This window comes from Pseudomonas batumici, assembly GCF_000820515.1.
Taxonomy (GTDB): Bacteria; Pseudomonadota; Gammaproteobacteria; order Pseudomonadales; family Pseudomonadaceae; genus Aquipseudomonas; species Aquipseudomonas batumici.
Genome location: NZ_JXDG01000033.1, coordinates 75,393 through 93,065 on the forward strand (window position 1 = coordinate 75,393; position 17,673 = coordinate 93,065).

Below are 17,673 nucleotides of genomic sequence, written 5' to 3' on the forward strand. Positions count from 1 at the left end.
CCGCGCGGCCATTCGGGAAATACAAGCAGAACGGACTCAAGTCATCAAGAGCATCTGTTCCCGGAGACCGCGCCCCTTCTCGCGCAGCGGCTCAATAAACCCAGGGCAGCAGGCGCCAGGTGCGTGAACGATAAGCCTCGTATTCCTCGCCAAACTCGGCCTTGAGCAGGGCCTCCTCCGAGCGCATGCGCGCGATCAGCGGGATCAGCGTCAACGCCGTCAGCAACACCCCGACGCCGGAGCGGAAAGCCAGCGCCCAGCCCAGCGAGTTGACCAGCAGCCCGAGGTAGCTCGGGTTGCGCAGGGTTCGATAGATACCGGTCGTCACCAGCCGGTGCCCCGGCTGAATGGCCACCAGCCCGCTGAAACGCTTGCCCAGCACAAACACCGGCCACATCCGCAGCACGCCACCGACGATAAACAGCAGCACGCCGACCCAACGCATACCTTCACCACCAAAGGTCCACCAGCCCAGGCGATCCGTCCAGGGCGCCAGTACCACCAGCAGCAAGCCTAGGCCGCCTATGGCCGGGATCACCCAGCGATTGCCGCGATCCTCGCGCACGCCGGAGCTGAGATTGCCTTCGGTGAACAGCGCCGAGCCCGCCAACAGCAGGGTCACCACGGCGATCACCAGCAAGGGTGGCCGGGACATGAACGCCGTCCAGCCACCAAATGCCCACACTGCCAGCCCGAGATAGGCCAGCGTCGCCGCGATGCTGAAAAACGCCAAGCGCAGTGAGACTTTCATGCTGTCCTCGACATCGATAGAGCTAATGTTTTCAGTCTAGAAGCATCTCCGGCCTGATCGGAAATGATCACCCGCTCGGGCAATGGGAAGCCATCGCAGGACGAAAACGCTCTAGAACAAGGGTTCCGCGAAGTACCCGGAAAATCTACTTATTCTATAAAAGCATCAATAAATTCTTTTATATTCTTTTATTGTTTATTCGTGGACTGCAAGACTCGGCACCAGAATCATCCATCAAGTGTTGAGATCGCCATGAAAAAATTGACTGCCCTCACTGCCCTCACCCTCGCCGTCCTCTCGGGGTTGGCCCATGCCGACCGCCTGGAAGACATCAAGAAATCCGGCGTCTTGCGCGTCGCCTCGTTCGACAGCAACCCGCCTTTCGGCTTCATCGATGCCAAGAGCAAACAGATCGAAGGCCTGGACGTGGACTACGCCAAGGCCATCGCCGACAAGCTCGGGGTCAAGCTCCAGCTGCAACCGACCAACCCGGCCAACCGTGTACCGCTGCTGGTGGCCAACAAGGTGGACCTGGTCCTGGCCAACTTCACCATCACCCCGGAGCGCGCCGAACAGGTCAACTTCAGCATTCCCTACTTCAGTTCCGGCCAGCAGTTCATCGTCAAGAAAGGCACCCTCAAGTCCCAGGATGACCTGAACAAATGGCGAGTCGGCGTGGACAAGGGCACGGTCAACGAAGGTGTGCTGCGGGAGAAATTCCCGGGGGCGAAAGTCGTTGCCTACGACGACACCCCGTTCGCCTTCACCGCCTTGCGCAACGGCAACGTCCAGGCCATTACCCAGGACGGTCCGAAGCTGATCGGCCTGCTGGCCAACGTCCCGGACAAGGACAAGTACGAGGTTCCGCCCTTCACCATCTCCAATGACCTGATTGGCGTCGGCCTGCCCAAGGGCGAGGCCGCCCTGACCGAAGTGGTCAACCAGACGCTGGTGGAGCTGGAAAGCAAGGGCCAGGCGCAGAAGATCTACGACACCTGGTTCGGCCCGGACACCAAGACGCCGCTGACCCGCCTGTACAAGATCGGCGACAAGAGCTGATCGCCGACCCCGCCGCATACCCACGGCCCGCGCGGTTTTCCGCGCGGGCTCTTTGTATTCTGGATGGACACCGTGATTGATGTTTGGTGAATTACTGGGCCCGCAGTACCTGAAGTGGCTGTTCGATGGATTTCTCCTCACCCTGACCCTGTCTGTCGCGGTCTGCCTGATCGCCACCGGGCTCGGTTTCCTGGTCTGCCTGGCACGCCTGGGCAGCTCGCGCCTGGCGTCCTGGCCGGCACGAGCCTACCTGGCGTTGTTTCGCAACACGCCGCTGCTGGTACAGTTGTTCTTCTGGTATTTCGGCGTCAGCGCCCTGCTGCCTGAAGACCTGGTGAGCTGGCTGAACCTGCCCCATGAGCTGAACCTGGCCCGGCTGGACATCAGTTGGCCGTCCTTCGAGTTCATCGCCGGGTTCTGGGGACTGACGCTCTATACCTCGGCCTTTATCGCCGAAGAGTTTCGCGCCGGCGTCGCCTCGGTTCGCCCGCATCAGCGCGAGGCGGGCCTGGCCATGGGCCTGCGACCGGCGCAGGTCTGGCTTTATATCGTGTTGCCCCAGGCCCTGCGCACCGCCCTCGGGCCCTTGCTGGGGCAGTACATGAACGCGCTGAAGAACTCCTCGCTGACCATGGCCATCGGCCTCGCCGAGCTGTCCTACGCCTCGCGCCAGGTGGAGACCGAAACCTTCAAGACCTTCCAGTCCTTCGGTTTCGCCACCCTGCTCTACATCCTCGGCATCGCGCTGATCGAAGCGACCGGACAATGGATCCGCCAGACCAAACGTTATCGGCAGGGAGCCGCGTGAGCCATGGACTTTTCCGTTATCCGCGACAACCTCGACTACTTCCTGATCGGCGCCTATCCCGACGGCCCCCTGGGCGGCGCGGCCCTGACCCTGGTGCTGAGCGTGCTGTCCGGAATTGCCGCCGCAGTCCTGGGCCTGGTGCTGGGCATTGCCCTGAGCACCCTCAAGGGCTGGCCACGGGGGATATTGATCGCCGTGCTGGGTTTCCTGCGGGCGATCCCGGTGCTGATGCTGATCTTCTGGAGTTACTTCCTGCTGCCGATCCTCTTCCACGTGGATATACCGGCGCTGTTCACCGTGGTCTGCGCCCTGTCGCTGATCGGCGGCGCTTACCTGGCGTACTCGGTCCACGCCGGTATCCAGAGCCTGCCGGACGGCCAATGGGCAGCCGCCCGCGCCCTCGGCATGCGCCCCGTGCAGGTGATGCGGCTGATCATCCTGCCGCAGGCCTTGCCGATCATGCTGCCCTCGTTCCTCAACCAGTGGATCTCGCTGATCAAGGACACCTCCCTGGCCTATGTGATCGGTGTCGGCGAGCTGTCCTTCGTGGCGACGCAGGTGAGCAACCGGGTCATGGTTCATCCCACGGAAATTTTCCTGTTCGTGGCGCTGGTGTATTTCGTGTTCTGTTCCAGCCTTGATCTGCTGGCCAATTTCGCGACTGGCAGACAGCAGGTGAAGCAACGTTGATCACACGCGCCTGAACACGGATTTCGGCTGCACTTACCTGTCGGCATAGGGAGACGGGAGATCACTCATTTTCTTTCCGTCAAACAAGTTCAGGCGAAGACCTGTTCAGCCAGCAATCCCATCGCGATGACGATCATGATTGCCCCGGAGCAACGGCTGACGATTTTCGCCGCGCTTGGCCGGGTCTGTAGCACCGCCTGGGCACTGAAACCGACCAGCAGATAGACCAGACCGCAGCTGAGCGCATGGAGCAGACCCAGGGCGATGATTTGCGCCGGGATTGACCAGGCCGCCAGCGGGTCGGTGAATTGCGGCAGGAGCGCCAGGAACAGAAGGAAAACCTTGGGGTTCAAGCCACTCACGCAAGCCCCTTTCAAGGCCCAGCGCGACCACGAGTCGGAGTCCTGTGCCTGCCCGGCCTCGGGCACCGCAGGCTGGCGAAGCATGTTGATGCCCAACCAGAGCAGATAGGCGGATCCCGCGACGGTGAGCACCGTGAGCACCAGCGGACTCCGGGCGACCAGACCGCCCACGCCGGCTGCCACAACGACCGTCGCAGCCAGGTGACCGGAGAGCAACCCACCCACGGCCGGAATCACCAGTCGCCCACGCATTCCCGCGGAAATCGCGTAGGCCCAATCCACTCCGGGCGTAATAACGAATAGAAACGACACCGCCCAAAATGCGGCCAGGACACTGATTGTCATCTGAACTTACCTTCAACTTCATGGGGACCTTGCGAATCGCTGCCGGCGCGCAACACCCCATTTTCTATAGGCCGTCGACACGGTACCGGGGCTCGCAAGAGCGAAAACTGGCAGAAGAAGAATAAGGAAAGTCTGATAGGATTATCTTTCAAATATCCCAATGAAATAGCACTACAAGAGAAGGTTTTCCCCCTTGGACAGGACAGACAGGAAAATTCTTGCTGAGCTACAAGCTGACGGTCGACTCTCGGTCACTGAACTGGCGGATCGAGTCGGGCTCAGTCTCTCGCCGTGTCATCGCCGGCTGCGAGCGCTCGAGGAGTCGGGGGTGATCGTGGGATACAGGGCCATTCTGGCCCCCAGTGAGTTGGGCCTGAATTTCTCCGCGATCGTTTTCGTCACCCTGCGCGAGGGGACCCGCCAGGCCGTCAGCGATTTCGAGGCGGCCTTGCCGGACATTGCGCAAATCGTCGAGGCGCAAAGGCTCTTCGGCGACCCGGACTATATGCTGCATGTGATTACCCGGGACCTTCCGGCGTTCCAGCAACTCTACGATGAGCGATTGTCTTCGCTGCCCAATGTGCAGCGTCTCACCTCGACTCTGGTCATGAAGCGGGTTATTCAGGATCGGGTTCTTGCGTTGTAATCGTCAGGGGCAGACCACGATATCGCCGCATGAAATATCAAGGTATCGCCCCCTATATGGTGTGGACGTGATCAGGGCTGCACCTTGTTAACACAGGCGTCCAAAGCCGCTTTGGTTTCCAGCACTTTTGTGTAGGGAATATCTGCCTCGGGGGAAGCAATAAACGCTGACTTAGTAGAGATCGTCGCCAGAAGATCAACAGGTGTCTTGCCCAATTCAGGAATTTTCTTGATCGCCTCCTCGACTTTGAAGGCTCCGTCGTTCAGCGCCAGGATTTGTTTTTCTGTGATTTCAAACAGCTTGTCTTCAGTGACCAGATCGATCGACAGCAGGAAGTTGACGGCTTCCTTCTTCGCTTCGGCATCCGTGTCGGCGTTCAGCGCTTGCCGGTATATGGCATAGCTCTCCGCGGGTTCGAGTGTCTTGAGGTTGGCGAGGTAGTCCTGATTGTACAAAACGGTGTTCAACTGGGACCGATTCTTGTCGATGACATCAAGGTTCGATATCAGAGTGCGGTACGTGAGGTTCTCCGGGAGCAACACGGCCAGTTCAGACAAACTTCGGTAGATGCAACGGCTGGCCGAACTGGATTTGGCGTAGAGGGAGGACTGCAAAGAGGGGTTTGCGTAAGCCTTGAGCCCCAACGCCGTACCGGCGATAGCTGCCGTTGCTTTGTACAGGTCGGAGTGAGCATTCGTCGCGACTCCAATAGCCGCTCCGGAGACAGCTGCAAGAGCGGTCGTGTCCGTACTGAACCGAAACTCGGCGGCTTGGTCCGCGCGCATGGCCTGCTGGGCCCCAAATTTGCGTGCCGCTTCTGCCGCCAATGAGACCTCTTGAGCAACGCCCGTATTGCCGTCCGTGGGTCGCGGCTTGCAACTCTTCACGTCGTTCTTGGCACTGTCCTTCTGCGCCGCATCGCCATGAATACAGAAACTATAAACTTCGGAGAATGTAGGCGACTTCAAAGAGGAAGAGCCACATGCGGTGAGCACAGGGATCAGCAGAGCAAGCAGAGCATTCTTCTTATATAGCATGACGCCATCCATGATCGCCCAGTGATGGCCAGAGGCTAGCTCACAGCCCTGTCGGTGTCCATGTCACTTACCAGCGGGCGTGGACTGACTTTGCCTGCGCAGATTTCGCGGTGCCCTCACCCGCCCCCAGGACAGTTCGCTTTCGTGAAGCTCGATTATGCCCGCAATGACACAGATCTTGGCGAACGTGAGATTCGCATTGCATATTGAGAAATGCCAATAAATTGCTCCATAAATGGATCAATAATTTCCATTCAATCAGGTTTATCCCGGATAAGGATTAATCAATGATGACTCCAACATCGCCGAGGAGACACATCATGACCTACGAAAAATTCAGTGCCGACAATGCCGCCCTGCTCCTGATCGATCACCAGGTCGGGACGATGGGGTGGGTGAAATCCATGCCCTTCGAAGAGCTGAAGCGCAACGCGCTGATGCTCGCCAAAACGGCCGCCATTCTGAAGATTCCAGTCGTCCTCACCTCCAGCATGGAAGAGTATGCCCAAGGACCGCTGCTCAGCGAACTGGAACAGATCCTGCCCGCCGAGTTTGCGTCCCGCATCAAGCGCCTGGGCATCGTCAACGCCATGGACGATGAGCATTTCGCCGCCGCCGTCAAGGCTACCGGCCGTAGAAAGCTCATCATTGCCGGGGTGACCAATGACGTCTGCACCGTCTACCCCGCGCTGAGCCTGGTGCGCGATGGCTATGAGGTCCAGGTGGTGGCCGATGGCGGTGGCTCACCGAGTGTCATGGCCGATGACATCGCCCTGCGTCGAATGGACAAAGGCGGCGTGACGCTGACCTCTACCAACCAGTTGATCGCCGAACTCGCGGGTAGCTGGGCGACGCCGGAAGGTGGGCAACTGGTGCAAGTGCTGATGGAGGCGCTTCAAGGCTGAGCGATTCAGCCGCCCTGCAAACCAAATGCTTTCGCCAGGCTCTTCTCTCCCTTCGCCGTCAAGCTCAGGGCCCTGGAGTCGAGATGGCGATTCACCCAACCGCGCTTGAGCAGCAGCTCCAGAAGGGCTGCGCCCAGCGCACCGCCGATATGGGGTGAGCGCTCGCTCCAGTCCAGGCAGGGATAGGCCAGGCGCCTGCGCTGACGCGATACGGCGTCGACGTCGATACCCACCCGCGCCAGCAAGGTTGCGCCCTTTTCGGTGAGGACATAGTCCTTGCCCTGCTCTTCAATCCAGCTTGCCTGCAGCAAGGCGTCATGAAGCTTGACCGCGACTTCACCGGCGATATGGTCATAACAGGTTCTGGCCTGCTTCAAGGCCGAAGGTGTGCTGGGCTGGAACGGCGCCACGTTGCGCTCAGTGATCGATAACAACGCCTCCAGCGCCTGCGCGACCCGGGCGTTGGCCAGGCGGTAGTAGCGATGCCGGCCCTGAACCAGCATCTCCACCAGGCCTTGTTCACGCAAACGCAAGAAATGACCGCTGGCGGTGGACGCGCCGATGTCAGCCACGGCGGCCAGTTCCGTGGCCGTGCGCGCGTGACCGTCCAGCAGACTGCAGAGCATCCGCGATCGGGCCGGGTCGGCAATGGCACCAGCCACCGCCGCCAGAGAAAGATCAGCCGCTTCTACATCCATAGTTCGCACCTCCCCGAAGTATCCCTGTTCGTCAGCATCATACTGACGTTAAACCACCTGAAGGGACTCACCCATGAAGCAATCGAATTTTTTTGGCAGGAAGGTCGTGGCAGCGACGTTTGTGATGGCGGTATTCGGCTGGGGGATCGGCTTCTATGGCCCGCCGATATTCCTCTACACGGTGATTCAACGAACAGGCTGGTCACTACCCTTGTGTTCTGCCGCCGTCACCCTGCACTTCCTGGCGGGCACCCTGGTGGTGGTAAACCTTCCCGCCTTGTACAAGCGTCTGGGCCTGCCCTGCACCACCGTGCTGGGATCAATCCTGCTCGGCGTCGGGGTGTATGGATGGTCGGTAGCCCATCAACCCTACCAATTGTTCATCGCCGCCCTACTCAGTGGATTCGGCTGGGTGACCATGGGGGCAGCCGCCGTCAACGCCCTCATCGCCCCATGGTTTGTAGCCAAGCGCCCGGCCGCCCTGGCGATGGCCTACAACGGCGCCAGCATCGGCGGCGTGATCTTTTCATCGGCCTGGGTGTACCTGATCGAGCGGATCGGCTTCACCCAGGCGGCGCTGGGAGTCGGCCTGGTGTCGATAGCAACGATTACCGTACTGTCGATCAAGGTCTTCAGGGTCCGGCCTGAAGACCTCGGGCAATATGCCGATGGTGCAAATCAGCCACCTGATCAGCCGACTGTCTCCCCAGGAAGCTCAGCCACCTCACTGTGGCGTAATCGTCGCTTCGTTACCCTGGCGACCGCCATGTCGCTGGGATTGTTCGCCCAGATCGGGCTGATTACCCACTTGTTCCTGCTGTTGGTCGATCACGTCACGCAAGCAGAAGCTGGCCTGGCGATGGGCCTGGCGACGGCGAGTGCCATCGCCGGAAGGTTTCTGGTTGGTTGGCTGATGCCGCCCGACGCCAACCGGCGCAACGTTGCCTGCCTGAGCTATGGCTGCCAATTGCTCGGGTGCTTGGTCTTGACCGGATTAAGCACCTTCCCCGATCTACTGTGGCTAGGCGTCATACTCTTCGGCGCGGGAATCGGCAACGCAACCTCCTTGCCGCCACTTATCGCTCAAGCGGAGTTCCCACGCCAGCAAACACAGCGCGTGGTGACGCTGATCGTAGCAACCGCCCAGGGTTGCTACGCGTTTGCTCCGGCATTCTTTGGCGCGGTGAAATCCCTGGCCGGCGGGCCCCATGGCGAACTATTGCTCTTGGGGCTGGCCGCCGGAATCCAGGGCCTGGCAATACTCGCTCTCGTCGTGGGTAACGAAGGTTCGGCTCAGCGATTACCGGAATTGAGCCGGCCTTCGGACAAGTGACTGGCGGATAAGGCAACGCCCCTTGGCCGCCTATCACGGCTGGCTGCGATTGCCCTTCAAGGTCTCGCGCCGTACCGTGCGCTCCGCGATGTAGGCGACGCTGGGCTCGCTGATCAGCGCTTCACGCTGCAGAAGTTCGCCGCAATGCTCGCACAGCGGTCCGAGCCCGGCAGGCTGGCCACACGCCTGATGGACAAAACGGACCGCCAGCCCCTCCTCCGGCGACTTGCACCAGGTTTCCCCCCAGGCACGCAGCGCAAGCACCACCGGGAAAAACGCATCCCCTTTCGGGGTGAGGTGGTATTCGTAGCGCGGCGGTCGTTCGCTATAGGGACGACGCTCGACAAGCCCGTCGGCCTCCATGTTCTTCAGACGCGTGGCGACCATTTGTGGTGTCCCGCCGGTCTGCGCCTGGATCTCGTCGAAGCGATGACTACCCATGAACAACTCGCGCAGGACCAGCACGGTCCAGCGATCACCCACGATGGCTTCGGCCCGTGCAATCGGGCACAGGGTTTCCGGGACGCTGCTGCTTGTCGACATAAGGCCTTGCCTTTCTCAAAGTAACTATGATTATCATATCTTCTTGATGCCAGGGCAAGACCGTGGCACCGCTTATCCATCGTCCCTGGAGAACACGCCATGTCGAACGCACTCTATCCTCGCGAGAGGACCGCTTACCTGCTGGTCGATCCCTACAATGATTTCTTGTCGGAAGGTGGAAAGATCTATCCCTTCATCAAGCCGATCGCCGAGCAGGTCGACCTGCTCGATAATCTGCGCGCACTCGACCAGGCCGTCCGCGCCCTGGGTATCCAGGTGGTCATCGTACCGCACCGCCGCTGGGAGCAAGGTGACTACGAAAACTGGGACCACCCCAATCCCAACCAGTGCAAGATCATGCACGGCCATCAGTTCGCCCGTGGCGAGTGGGGCGGCGAATGGCACCCCGACTTCGCGCCCAGGGACGGCGATATCGTCGCCCAGGAACATTGGGGCTCAAGCGGTTTTGCCAATACCGACCTGGACTTTCGCCTCAAGCAGAAGGGCATCACCCACGTGATCATCGTGGGCTTGCTGGCCAATACCTGCATCGAGGCAACGGCCCGTTATGCGTCGGAACTCGGCTACCACGTCACCCTGGTACGGGATGCGACCGCCGCCTTCAGGCCGGAGATGATGCACGCCGCCCACGAACTGAACGGCCCGACGTTTGCCCACTCGATTGTGACGACGGATGAACTTATCGCTTCCCTGACGCGGCAGTAGAAAACGGCAGCGCTGACGGCTTATCCGGCCGAACGGGTGCGAGCGGCTCGGGCCGAAGTGTTGAGTGCCACGGCGGCGCGAACCAGTGCCGTCAACGCCTGCTCATCGATCCGCTCGCCCTCGTGGAGGTCAATGGCCCGCCGGGTATTGCCTTCGAGGCTGGAGTTGAACAGCCCCGAAGGATCCTCCAGCGCGGCGCCCTTGGCGAAAGTCATCTTCACGACCTGCTTGTAGGTCTCGCCGGTGCAAATGATTCCGCCATGGGACCAGACCGGAACGCCCCGCCACTTCCACTCCTCGACCACCTCGGGATCGGCCTGCATGATAAGGGCTCGGACCCGGGCGAGGGTCTCGCCGCGCCAATCCCCCAACTCCTTGATTCTCGCGTCGATCAGCTGCGAGGCCGTGCCGTCCGCGCCTTGTGTCGAGCCCGTCTTTTCCTTGTTCATGGCAGTTGTCGTCCTCTTCGTGGCGGTTACCACTCGCCAGCTTCATCAGGAAAAAAGTAACGCTGTGCTGTTTCATTGCACTGGTTTCACTCAGCAAGCATGGGGCTTTAGCCTCTACGCAGTGCTGAGTTCCATGGGTCGAAGCGTAGTAAAAATCTCAATAACTGGCAGAGTCATCGCGCCAAGCCAATCACGATGTCCGCCGCCCTGGCGGATCGGTGTCTGCTACGTGAAATAAGTACGGACCCTGCCAGCAGATCTCATGGACGGAGCACATCGGCATGCACCCTGTCCTTTAGGCGATATTCATGGACTTATTGGCGTTAGTCGGCAATCGGCAGACAGGCTAAAGTCCACCTACTGTTTCTGCTTTCGGATGACGCGCCTGATGACCCGCCCTCGTTTCCTGCCCGACAACTTCACCCTGACCCTGGTCAGCGTGGTGCTTCTCGCCAGTCTCCTGCCCGCCGGCGGTCAGGTCGCCGTCGGTTTCAGTTGGCTGACCAATATCGCCATTGCCCTGCTGTTCTTCATGCATGGTGCCAAGCTGTCGCGCGAGTCAATCATCGCCGGTGCCGGCCACTGGCGCCTGCATCTGCTGGTGTTCGGCCTGACCTTTGTTCTGTTCCCGCTGCTGGGCCTGGCGCTCAAGCCGTTGCTGTCGCCGCTGATCGGCGACAAGCTGTATATGGGCATGCTCTACCTCTGCGCCCTGCCGGCCACGGTGCAATCGGCGATTGCCTTTACCTCCCTGGCTCGAGGCAACGTTCCAGCGGCGATTTGCAGTGCCGCGGCGTCCAGCCTGTTCGGCATCTTCCTCACGCCATTGCTGGTGACCTTGCTGCTGAATGTGCATGGCGAGGGTGGCTCGACCCTCGATGCGATCCTGAAGATCAGCGTGCAGCTGTTGCTGCCGTTCATTGCCGGGCAGATCGCTCGGCGCTGGATCGGCGCCTGGGTGGGCCGCAACAAGAGCTGGCTGAAATTCGTTGACCAGGGCTCGATCCTGCTGGTGGTCTACAGCGCGTTCAGCGAAGCGGTGAACGAAGGCATCTGGCATCAGATCCCGCTCTGGGACCTGGCCGGGCTGGTAGTGGTCTGCTGCGTGCTGCTCGTGCTGGTGCTGCTGGCATCCACCGTGCTGGGCAAGGCCTTTGGCTTCGACCAGGAAGACCGCATCACCATCCTTTTCTGTGGTTCGAAGAAAAGCTTGGCGACGGGCGTGCCGATGGCCCAGGTGCTGTTCGCCGGCAGCACCATCGGCGTGCTGATCCTGCCGCTGATGCTGTTCCACCAGATTCAGTTGATGGTCTGTGCGGTGCTAGCACAGCGCTATGCGAAACGGCCGGAGTCGGTAGTGGAATTGATGGGACAGGTTGATCCTTGAAAGGGTAGCAGTCGCGCTCAGGCTTTATTCGGCTCTCGGACATAGTAATTATCAAATTCACCGCTTTCGACGAATTCGAAGCCATGCCGCATGTAAAACCGATTTGAAGCGCTTTCCTTGAGAGCGCCAACTTTAATAGGACGCCCGATCTCATCAGCCTCTCTGAATACCTGAGTGAGCACCTCAGAGCCTATCCCTAATCCTTGAGCACCAGGTATCACATACAAGTGGTCAAGCAGAAGCTCGCCCTGATGGTCTTTGACGACAACAAAACCGACCAAATCATCTGATACCTCTATACGGCGTGTGCTGTCAGGATCGAAACCACTAAGAAACCGTTCGCGCGCACGATCAGGATCAAATCGCCCAAGCCGCTCCAGGCTTTCCCGCATGGCCTCAATCCGTATGGCGACCAGAGTTTCCTGGTCGCTGTTTGAAGCTCGGCATAAAACGACAGCGGTCTTTTGATCAGGGGAAGCAGGCATGACGAGCACTCCAGGTAGGGCGGGTGAGCCAGTATAGAGAACAGGCGTCGCATAACCAGTCCCGCCCCAGATCAGTGGGAGCACCTGACCTCGGCAGCCGCTCGCCACGCCGACTCGTGCCCGGCGACGAAGCGCATCGGCAACGGGTTACCCGAGATGCCCGTGGCATCACCCTCTGCCCTCCCCTGATGATCAAGAAAAATGAGGTTCAGTCGATACTGGATAAACTCAACATGTCCTTGGACGGCACCCGCAAATGGGTCAGATAAGCCCAGCAGGTGGAAACAAAATGGCGGAGCCCATTTCCAACTCGATAAAAAAGCAAACTGGGGACCATTCAGATTGAGCGAAGCACAGAGAACGCTATCTACCGAACTGGATGCCTTGGACCCCCAGACGGCTCAATCCCAACTGTTCCTGGCCACCTTTGACCTGGTGTCCTGCGCCATGGTTCTGCTCGATGACCAAGGGCGAATGCTGAAGGTCAATGGCGCTTTTGCCCAACTACTTGGCTATGCCCTACCGGAGTTGCTCGGCAAACCTTTCCTCGATCTGCTTCAGTGTACCGATCGAGAAAACCTGCAAGCGCTGCAAGGCACAGGCACACCGGCCGACCTCACTGATCTGCCACTTGAACTGCGCTATCGGCGCAAGGATGGCAGTGTGCTGCACGGACGCAGCAAGCTGGTTGCCGTCGGCACCCTGTTGCTCGGCGAAATCGTTCCACTCCAAGCCCCCCAGAACCTGGATGAGTGCTTGGAACAGGTTCGACTGAAAAGCGAGGAGCGCCTCTCCCTGATGGACTTCGCCCTCAGTCATGCCCATGAGGCGGCCTACCTGATCGACAACCAGGCTCGCGTGCGCTACGCCAACGACGAAGCCTGCCGAAGCCTGGGCTACAGCCGCGAAGAGCTGCTGCGCATGACGTTGGCCGATCTGGATCCTGACTGGACCAACGAGCAGGTACTCGAAGGTTGGCGCAACCATTCAGAGCGCCCTCCCGAGACCATCGAGAGCCGTCACCGAACCCGCGACGGTCGTATCTTTCCGGTCGAAATCAGCATCACTTACATCGAGCTCGGCGGTCAGCACTACAGCTTGGCGCTGGCGCGTGACATCACAGAGCGCAGGCGTTTACAGGCGGTCCATCGGGACAATGAAAAACGCTATCGGGAAATCTTCGACTACTCGTCGGACTGCCTTTATCTGCTGGAAGTGACGGCGGATCATCGGTTTCGCTACATTGAGATCAATACGGCGTTCGAACGATCGTCGGGGTTTTGCCGCGAACAGTTGATCGGCCGTTACGTCGGTGAATCGAGCAATGCAGAAACGGCGCTCAGGATACTCACTCGCCTCAACCACTGTCTGGCGAGCGGAAAAAATATCGAATCGGAAGATGAACTTGAGCTACCGGCAGGGCTCATCGCCATCCACTCGACCTTCATTCCCGTACGCGACGAGCAGGGTTGCATCTATCGCATCGTCGGCGTCAGCCGTGACATCACTGATAGCAAGCAGATGGAGTCCCGCCTGCTGACCAGCGAGCAGCAGTTCCGCGCCCTGGCGGAGAACTCGCTGAACCTGATCATCCGCTACGACCTGAATTGTCAGCGCACTTACGTCAACCCGGCCTTCGAGCGGGAGACCGGCATCCCTGCCGCACAAGCACTGCATCGGCCGCTTGAAGACAACTGGGACCCGGAGATGCCGGTGGCCGAATACCTGGCACTCCTGCGTCAAGTGATTGCCACCGGAGAGCCTTTGGAAGTCGTTCTGGAGTGGCCCCATCCGGAAAACGGAGAGACCGTCGCGCACGCCATACAGCTGATCGCTGAACGCGGTGTAGATGGCGCGGTGGTCAGCGTCCTGGCCAAGGGACACAACATCACCGCACTGAAACGCCACGAACGCCTTGAGGAGGCCCGACTGTGTATTTTCGAGAGGCTGGCACGAGGTGCTCCGCTGGCGGAAGTTTTAGTGCTGGTGACGAAATATATCGAGCAGGCCCGCCCGGATTTCCTGGTTAGCATCATGCTGGTGGACGATGATGGCCGCTACCTGCTCCCCGGTTCGGTATCCCGCTTGCCGCCCGACTACCAGGAAGCCCTTGGTCGCATCAAGATCGGCGAAGGCATCAGCATTTGCGGCACGGCTGCCTGGCGCGGCACCACGGTCATTGCCGGGGACATGAGCACGCATCCGTACTGCGTCGCTTTCCGCGAACAGGCCATCAAGGCCGGGTTGCGATCCTGCTGGTCAGCGCCGATCAAGGACTCCGTCGGGAAGGTACTGGGCACCGTTTGCAGTTACTTGAGCCAACCGGGGCTGCCGACGGACGACGACCTCAAACTGATTCATCAGACCAGCCATCTGGTTGCCATCGCCATTGAGCGTAAACGCGCCGAGACATTGCTGTTCGAGAGCGAAAAGCGCTACCGGGAAATTTTCGATAACTCCCTGGACTCCCTGTTTTTAGTGGAGGTGACCGAGGAAGGACACTTCCACACCATTGAAGTCAACCCTGCCATCGAACGTAACCTGGGCATAGGGCGTGCCGAACTGATCGGCAAGAACATCGAGGAAGTACTGCCCTCACATCTCGCTGCCGTTTTCATTGCCAAGTATCAACGTTGCGTGGCTAGCGGTGCTCCACTCGACGAAGAGGAGGAACTCGACCTGCCCTCCGGGCGGCTGACCTTCCACTCGACGCTGATCCCGGTACGGGGCGCTTCTGGACGTGTCCAGAGAATCGTCGGGATTGCCCGCGACATCACCGAGCGTAAACACGCGGAGCGCGTCCTGCACGCCCGCGAACAGGAGTTCCGCGCCCTGGTGGAGAACACGCCAGACGTCATCGCCCGCTTCGACCCGCAGTGCCGATTCCTGTATGCCAACCCGGTGGCGCAAAGCTTGCTCGACCGGCCGCTGGCCTATCTGCTCGGCAAGACGTCCAGCGAGGCCTCGCTGTACTCGAATGCGAGTCGCTCCTTTCAAGAGAAGCTCGAACACATCCTGCAAACTGGCGAAGCCGCCGAACAGGAAATCATCCTCGACGCTCCGGTCGTACAAGATGCGGAAGCGGCCTGCTACCAAGTCCGCCTGGTGCCCGAACACGATCAACATGGCTTGCTCGTCAGTGTGCTCGCGGTCGGTCGCGACATCACTACCATGCGGGCAACCGAGCGATGCCTGAAGGCGTCCCATACACAATTGCGCCAGCTATCCAGCTACCGCGAAACCACGCGGGAAGAGGAGCGCAAACGCATTGCCCGGGAAGTCCACGACGAACTGGGACAGCAGCTCACAGCCCTGCGCATGGACATTTCACTGCTGCGCCTGCAGTTCGGCAACGACCATCCACTGCTCGTTGAGCGTGTTCAGGCGCTGATGGTGCGGGTCGACGAAACCATTCAGGTAGTGCGCAACGTCGCCACCACCCTACGTCCCTCCGCGCTCGATATGGGCCTGACCCCGGCGCTCGAATGGCTGGTGTCCGAGTTTTCGAAAAACACCGGTATTGGCTGCCGACTGAGAGCGCCATCGGCTCGATTGGAACTCGACGACGAGCGCGCCACCGCAACCTTCCGGGTGATCCAGGAGTCCCTGACCAATATTGCTCGCCATGCCCAGGCCAGTCGGGTGGATATCCACCTGGAGTGTAGCTCCGAGCACGTCCTGATCGAGGTGCGCGACAACGGCAAGGGCTTCGATCCAGAGCAGTTACCCAGGGGCACGCTCGGGATGCTCGGCATGCGCGAACGCGGGCTCATGCTCGGCGGCGCCGTTACCATAGACAGCGCTCCTGGACAGGGGACTCGTGTATGGGTAAGCATCCCCTTCCAGGTAGCTCCAGAGACCACATAACCCTGCTCAGGGTAGGCCGATGCCTACTCAAGCCTCCATCAGTCCCACCCAAAAACCAGCATCACCTGATGATCGGATACGGTGCACGGTCTGCATAATATGCAGCTGACTGACAGAGCACCAACCGGACGCCCCCCGCCAGCAGCCGGCATCAGGAGAGATAAATGAATAAGTGGATTGGCAATATCAGCGTTAGTCTAAAACTGGCGCTGGGCTTCGCTCTGATCTTGCTGCTGACATTGATGATCACCTTTACCGGCTGGATGGGGCTGAACTCGCTGGCCCTGCGCGGAGAAAAACAGACGTCAATATCCGGCATTGAAAAAGCCAGTAAAGATCTGCGTATCGCGCGCCAGTCTTACACCGTCAACTATGATGCCGCCCACGCAACGGCCGTACTCAAGCTACTGGACGGCTTCGATCAAGAGCTGCTGCTCGCCCAACAGTTGCATCAAGCGCCTCACGATATTCAAGCGCTCCATGAGATCGTCAAAATCGTCAACGCCTACCGCGAGACGTTTAACCAGTTCAGCCAAGCCATCGGGGCTCGTGAAGCCACCCGTGATCTATTTGGCCAGTATGCCGATGGCGCTGTCGACGAACTCGGCAAGGTCAATGAGGCGCTTCACAAACGAAAGATTCCTGACGAGGCTCACCCGCAACAAGAGCAGCTTCTGAATGCTATCGTCACCCAAAATATGCTCATTCAAAAGGCACGATTCGAAGTGCGCGGCTACACCTTCACCGGTAGAGTCGAACTGGTGCAACCTGCGCTTGACGCCATCGATCAGGCCCAGGGCAATATCAAGCAGTTGACCGACGGCATGCCTCCCGAGCTGATGGAAAGCCTGCAAAGAATCAGTCGGGCATGGCTGGACTACCGCTCCGTAGTCGGCAAGTTTCAGGCTGCACAACAGGCTGCAGACCAGGCGCAGAAGACCCTGGAAGAGCGAGTCGCTCAGCTGTCTGAATTGTGCAAGCAGATGTCGGCCGAGCAAGTTGTGAAAAGCGACCAGGACGCCCAGCAAGCGAAGACCCTGCTCGGCGGTGCTGCGAGTGTAGCGTTGTTGCTGGGTATTTTGGCCGCCTTCATCATCAGTCGCCAGATCACCCGTCCGATCCGCGAAACCCTTGCCGTCGTCGAGCACATTGCCGCCGGCGATCTCACCCGCAATCTGCTGGTCACCCGCCGCGATGAACTGGGCGTGCTGCAGCAAGGCATCCAGAACATGGGTGAGACCCTGCGTCACCTCATCAGCGGCATCCGCGATGGCGTTACGCAAATCGCCAACGCCGGCGAAGGATTGTCGGCGGTCACCGAACAAACCAGCGTCGGGGTTAACAACCAGAAGACCGAGACCGATCAGGTCGCCACCGCGATGCATGAAATGACCGCTACCGTCCAGGAAGTCGCGCGTAACGCCGAGCAAGCCTCACAAGCTGCCGCCGAGGCGGACGGCGAGGCCCGAGAAGGTGACAAGGTGGTCGCCGAAGCCATTGCGCAGATCGAACGTCTGGCCACTGAAGTCGCTCGTTCGACCGAAGCGATGACGGTCTTGCAACAAGAGAGCGACAAGATCGG

General features: G+C 59.7%; 17 protein-coding genes. 10 read left to right on the top strand and 7 right to left on the bottom strand.

Features of this window, described 5'->3' with window-relative positions; all coding sequences use genetic code 11:
- Window positions 1–91 precede the first annotated feature (91 nt).
- Entirely contained in the window at window positions 92–751 is a 660-nt protein-coding gene (locus UCMB321_RS12645) for a methyltransferase family protein (RefSeq protein ID WP_040067138.1), read from the bottom strand.
- Between the two features lie 252 nt (window positions 752–1,003).
- Between UCMB321_RS12645 and UCMB321_RS12650 the strand changes: the two genes are divergently transcribed.
- From UCMB321_RS12650 to UCMB321_RS12660, 3 genes are all read left to right on the top strand, one after another.
- Window positions 1,004–1,810, top strand: a complete 807-nt coding sequence (locus UCMB321_RS12650; protein ID WP_040067141.1) for an ABC transporter substrate-binding protein — start codon at window positions 1,004–1,006, stop codon at window positions 1,808–1,810.
- A gap of 79 nt (window positions 1,811–1,889) precedes the next feature.
- On the top strand, window positions 1,890–2,618 hold the full coding sequence (locus UCMB321_RS12655) for an amino acid ABC transporter permease (RefSeq protein ID WP_040067143.1): 729 nt from the start codon (window positions 1,890–1,892) through the stop codon (window positions 2,616–2,618).
- A gap of 3 nt (window positions 2,619–2,621) precedes the next feature.
- Window positions 2,622–3,308, top strand: a complete 687-nt coding sequence (locus UCMB321_RS12660; RefSeq protein ID WP_040067144.1) for an amino acid ABC transporter permease — start codon at window positions 2,622–2,624, stop codon at window positions 3,306–3,308.
- 89 nt (window positions 3,309–3,397) lie between these two features.
- On the opposite strand, the gene UCMB321_RS12665 is transcribed toward UCMB321_RS12660, so the two are convergent.
- Window positions 3,398–4,015 (bottom strand): LysE family translocator, encoded by a 618-nt coding sequence (locus UCMB321_RS12665; RefSeq protein WP_040067145.1) that lies wholly within the window; start codon window positions 4,013–4,015, stop codon window positions 3,398–3,400.
- Window positions 4,016–4,208: 193 nt separating this feature from the next.
- On the opposite strand from UCMB321_RS12665, the gene UCMB321_RS12670 reads away from it, so the two are divergent.
- Window positions 4,209–4,661 carry an Lrp/AsnC family transcriptional regulator gene (locus tag UCMB321_RS12670; RefSeq protein ID WP_040067146.1) on the top strand — a complete coding sequence of 151 codons (453 nt, stop codon included), beginning with the start codon at window positions 4,209–4,211 and terminating at the stop codon, window positions 4,659–4,661.
- Between the two features lie 71 nt (window positions 4,662–4,732).
- Here UCMB321_RS12670 and UCMB321_RS12675 read toward each other — a convergent pair whose 3' ends face one another.
- Window positions 4,733–5,698, bottom strand: coding sequence for a hypothetical protein (locus UCMB321_RS12675; RefSeq protein WP_040067147.1), 966 nt, complete (start codon window positions 5,696–5,698; stop codon window positions 4,733–4,735).
- 320 nt (window positions 5,699–6,018) lie between these two features.
- On the opposite strand from UCMB321_RS12675, the gene UCMB321_RS12680 reads away from it, so the two are divergent.
- On the top strand, window positions 6,019–6,603 hold the full coding sequence (locus UCMB321_RS12680) for an isochorismatase family protein (protein WP_040067148.1): 585 nt from the start codon (window positions 6,019–6,021) through the stop codon (window positions 6,601–6,603).
- A 5-nt stretch (window positions 6,604–6,608) separates the two neighbouring features.
- Here the strand turns inward: UCMB321_RS12680 and UCMB321_RS12685 are convergent, their stop codons facing one another.
- Window positions 6,609–7,301, bottom strand: coding sequence for an ArsR/SmtB family transcription factor (locus UCMB321_RS12685; protein WP_040067149.1), 693 nt, complete (start codon window positions 7,299–7,301; stop codon window positions 6,609–6,611).
- A 73-nt stretch (window positions 7,302–7,374) separates the two neighbouring features.
- On the opposite strand from UCMB321_RS12685, the gene UCMB321_RS12690 reads away from it, so the two are divergent.
- Window positions 7,375–8,634, top strand: coding sequence for an MFS transporter (locus UCMB321_RS12690; RefSeq protein WP_052451167.1), 1,260 nt, complete (start codon window positions 7,375–7,377; stop codon window positions 8,632–8,634).
- Between the two features lie 33 nt (window positions 8,635–8,667).
- Here UCMB321_RS12690 and UCMB321_RS12695 read toward each other — a convergent pair whose 3' ends face one another.
- Entirely contained in the window at window positions 8,668–9,177 is a 510-nt protein-coding gene (locus UCMB321_RS12695) for a winged helix-turn-helix transcriptional regulator (protein ID WP_040067150.1), read from the bottom strand.
- 99 nt (window positions 9,178–9,276) lie between these two features.
- Between UCMB321_RS12695 and UCMB321_RS12700 the strand changes: the two genes are divergently transcribed.
- Window positions 9,277–9,903, top strand: a complete 627-nt coding sequence (locus UCMB321_RS12700) for a cysteine hydrolase family protein (RefSeq protein WP_040067152.1) — start codon at window positions 9,277–9,279, stop codon at window positions 9,901–9,903.
- 20 nt (window positions 9,904–9,923) lie between these two features.
- On the opposite strand, the gene UCMB321_RS12705 is transcribed toward UCMB321_RS12700, so the two are convergent.
- Window positions 9,924–10,352: a DUF1801 domain-containing protein gene (locus tag UCMB321_RS12705; RefSeq protein WP_040067153.1), complete on the bottom strand. Its 429-nt coding sequence runs from the start codon at window positions 10,350–10,352 to the stop codon at window positions 9,924–9,926.
- A gap of 388 nt (window positions 10,353–10,740) precedes the next feature.
- On the opposite strand from UCMB321_RS12705, the gene UCMB321_RS12710 reads away from it, so the two are divergent.
- Entirely contained in the window at window positions 10,741–11,739 is a 999-nt protein-coding gene (locus UCMB321_RS12710; RefSeq protein WP_040067185.1) for a bile acid:sodium symporter family protein, read from the top strand.
- A 17-nt stretch (window positions 11,740–11,756) separates the two neighbouring features.
- On the opposite strand, the gene UCMB321_RS12715 is transcribed toward UCMB321_RS12710, so the two are convergent.
- Window positions 11,757–12,224, bottom strand: a complete 468-nt coding sequence (locus tag UCMB321_RS12715) for a GNAT family N-acetyltransferase (RefSeq protein ID WP_040067154.1) — start codon at window positions 12,222–12,224, stop codon at window positions 11,757–11,759.
- Window positions 12,225–12,566: 342 nt separating this feature from the next.
- Between UCMB321_RS12715 and UCMB321_RS12720 the strand changes: the two genes are divergently transcribed.
- Window positions 12,567–16,091, top strand: coding sequence for a PAS domain S-box protein (locus tag UCMB321_RS12720; protein WP_167337438.1), 3,525 nt, complete (start codon window positions 12,567–12,569; stop codon window positions 16,089–16,091).
- A 164-nt stretch (window positions 16,092–16,255) separates the two neighbouring features.
- A partial coding sequence (locus tag UCMB321_RS12725; RefSeq protein ID WP_040067156.1) for a methyl-accepting chemotaxis protein occupies window positions 16,256–17,673 on the top strand: 1,418 nt, incomplete at its 3' end.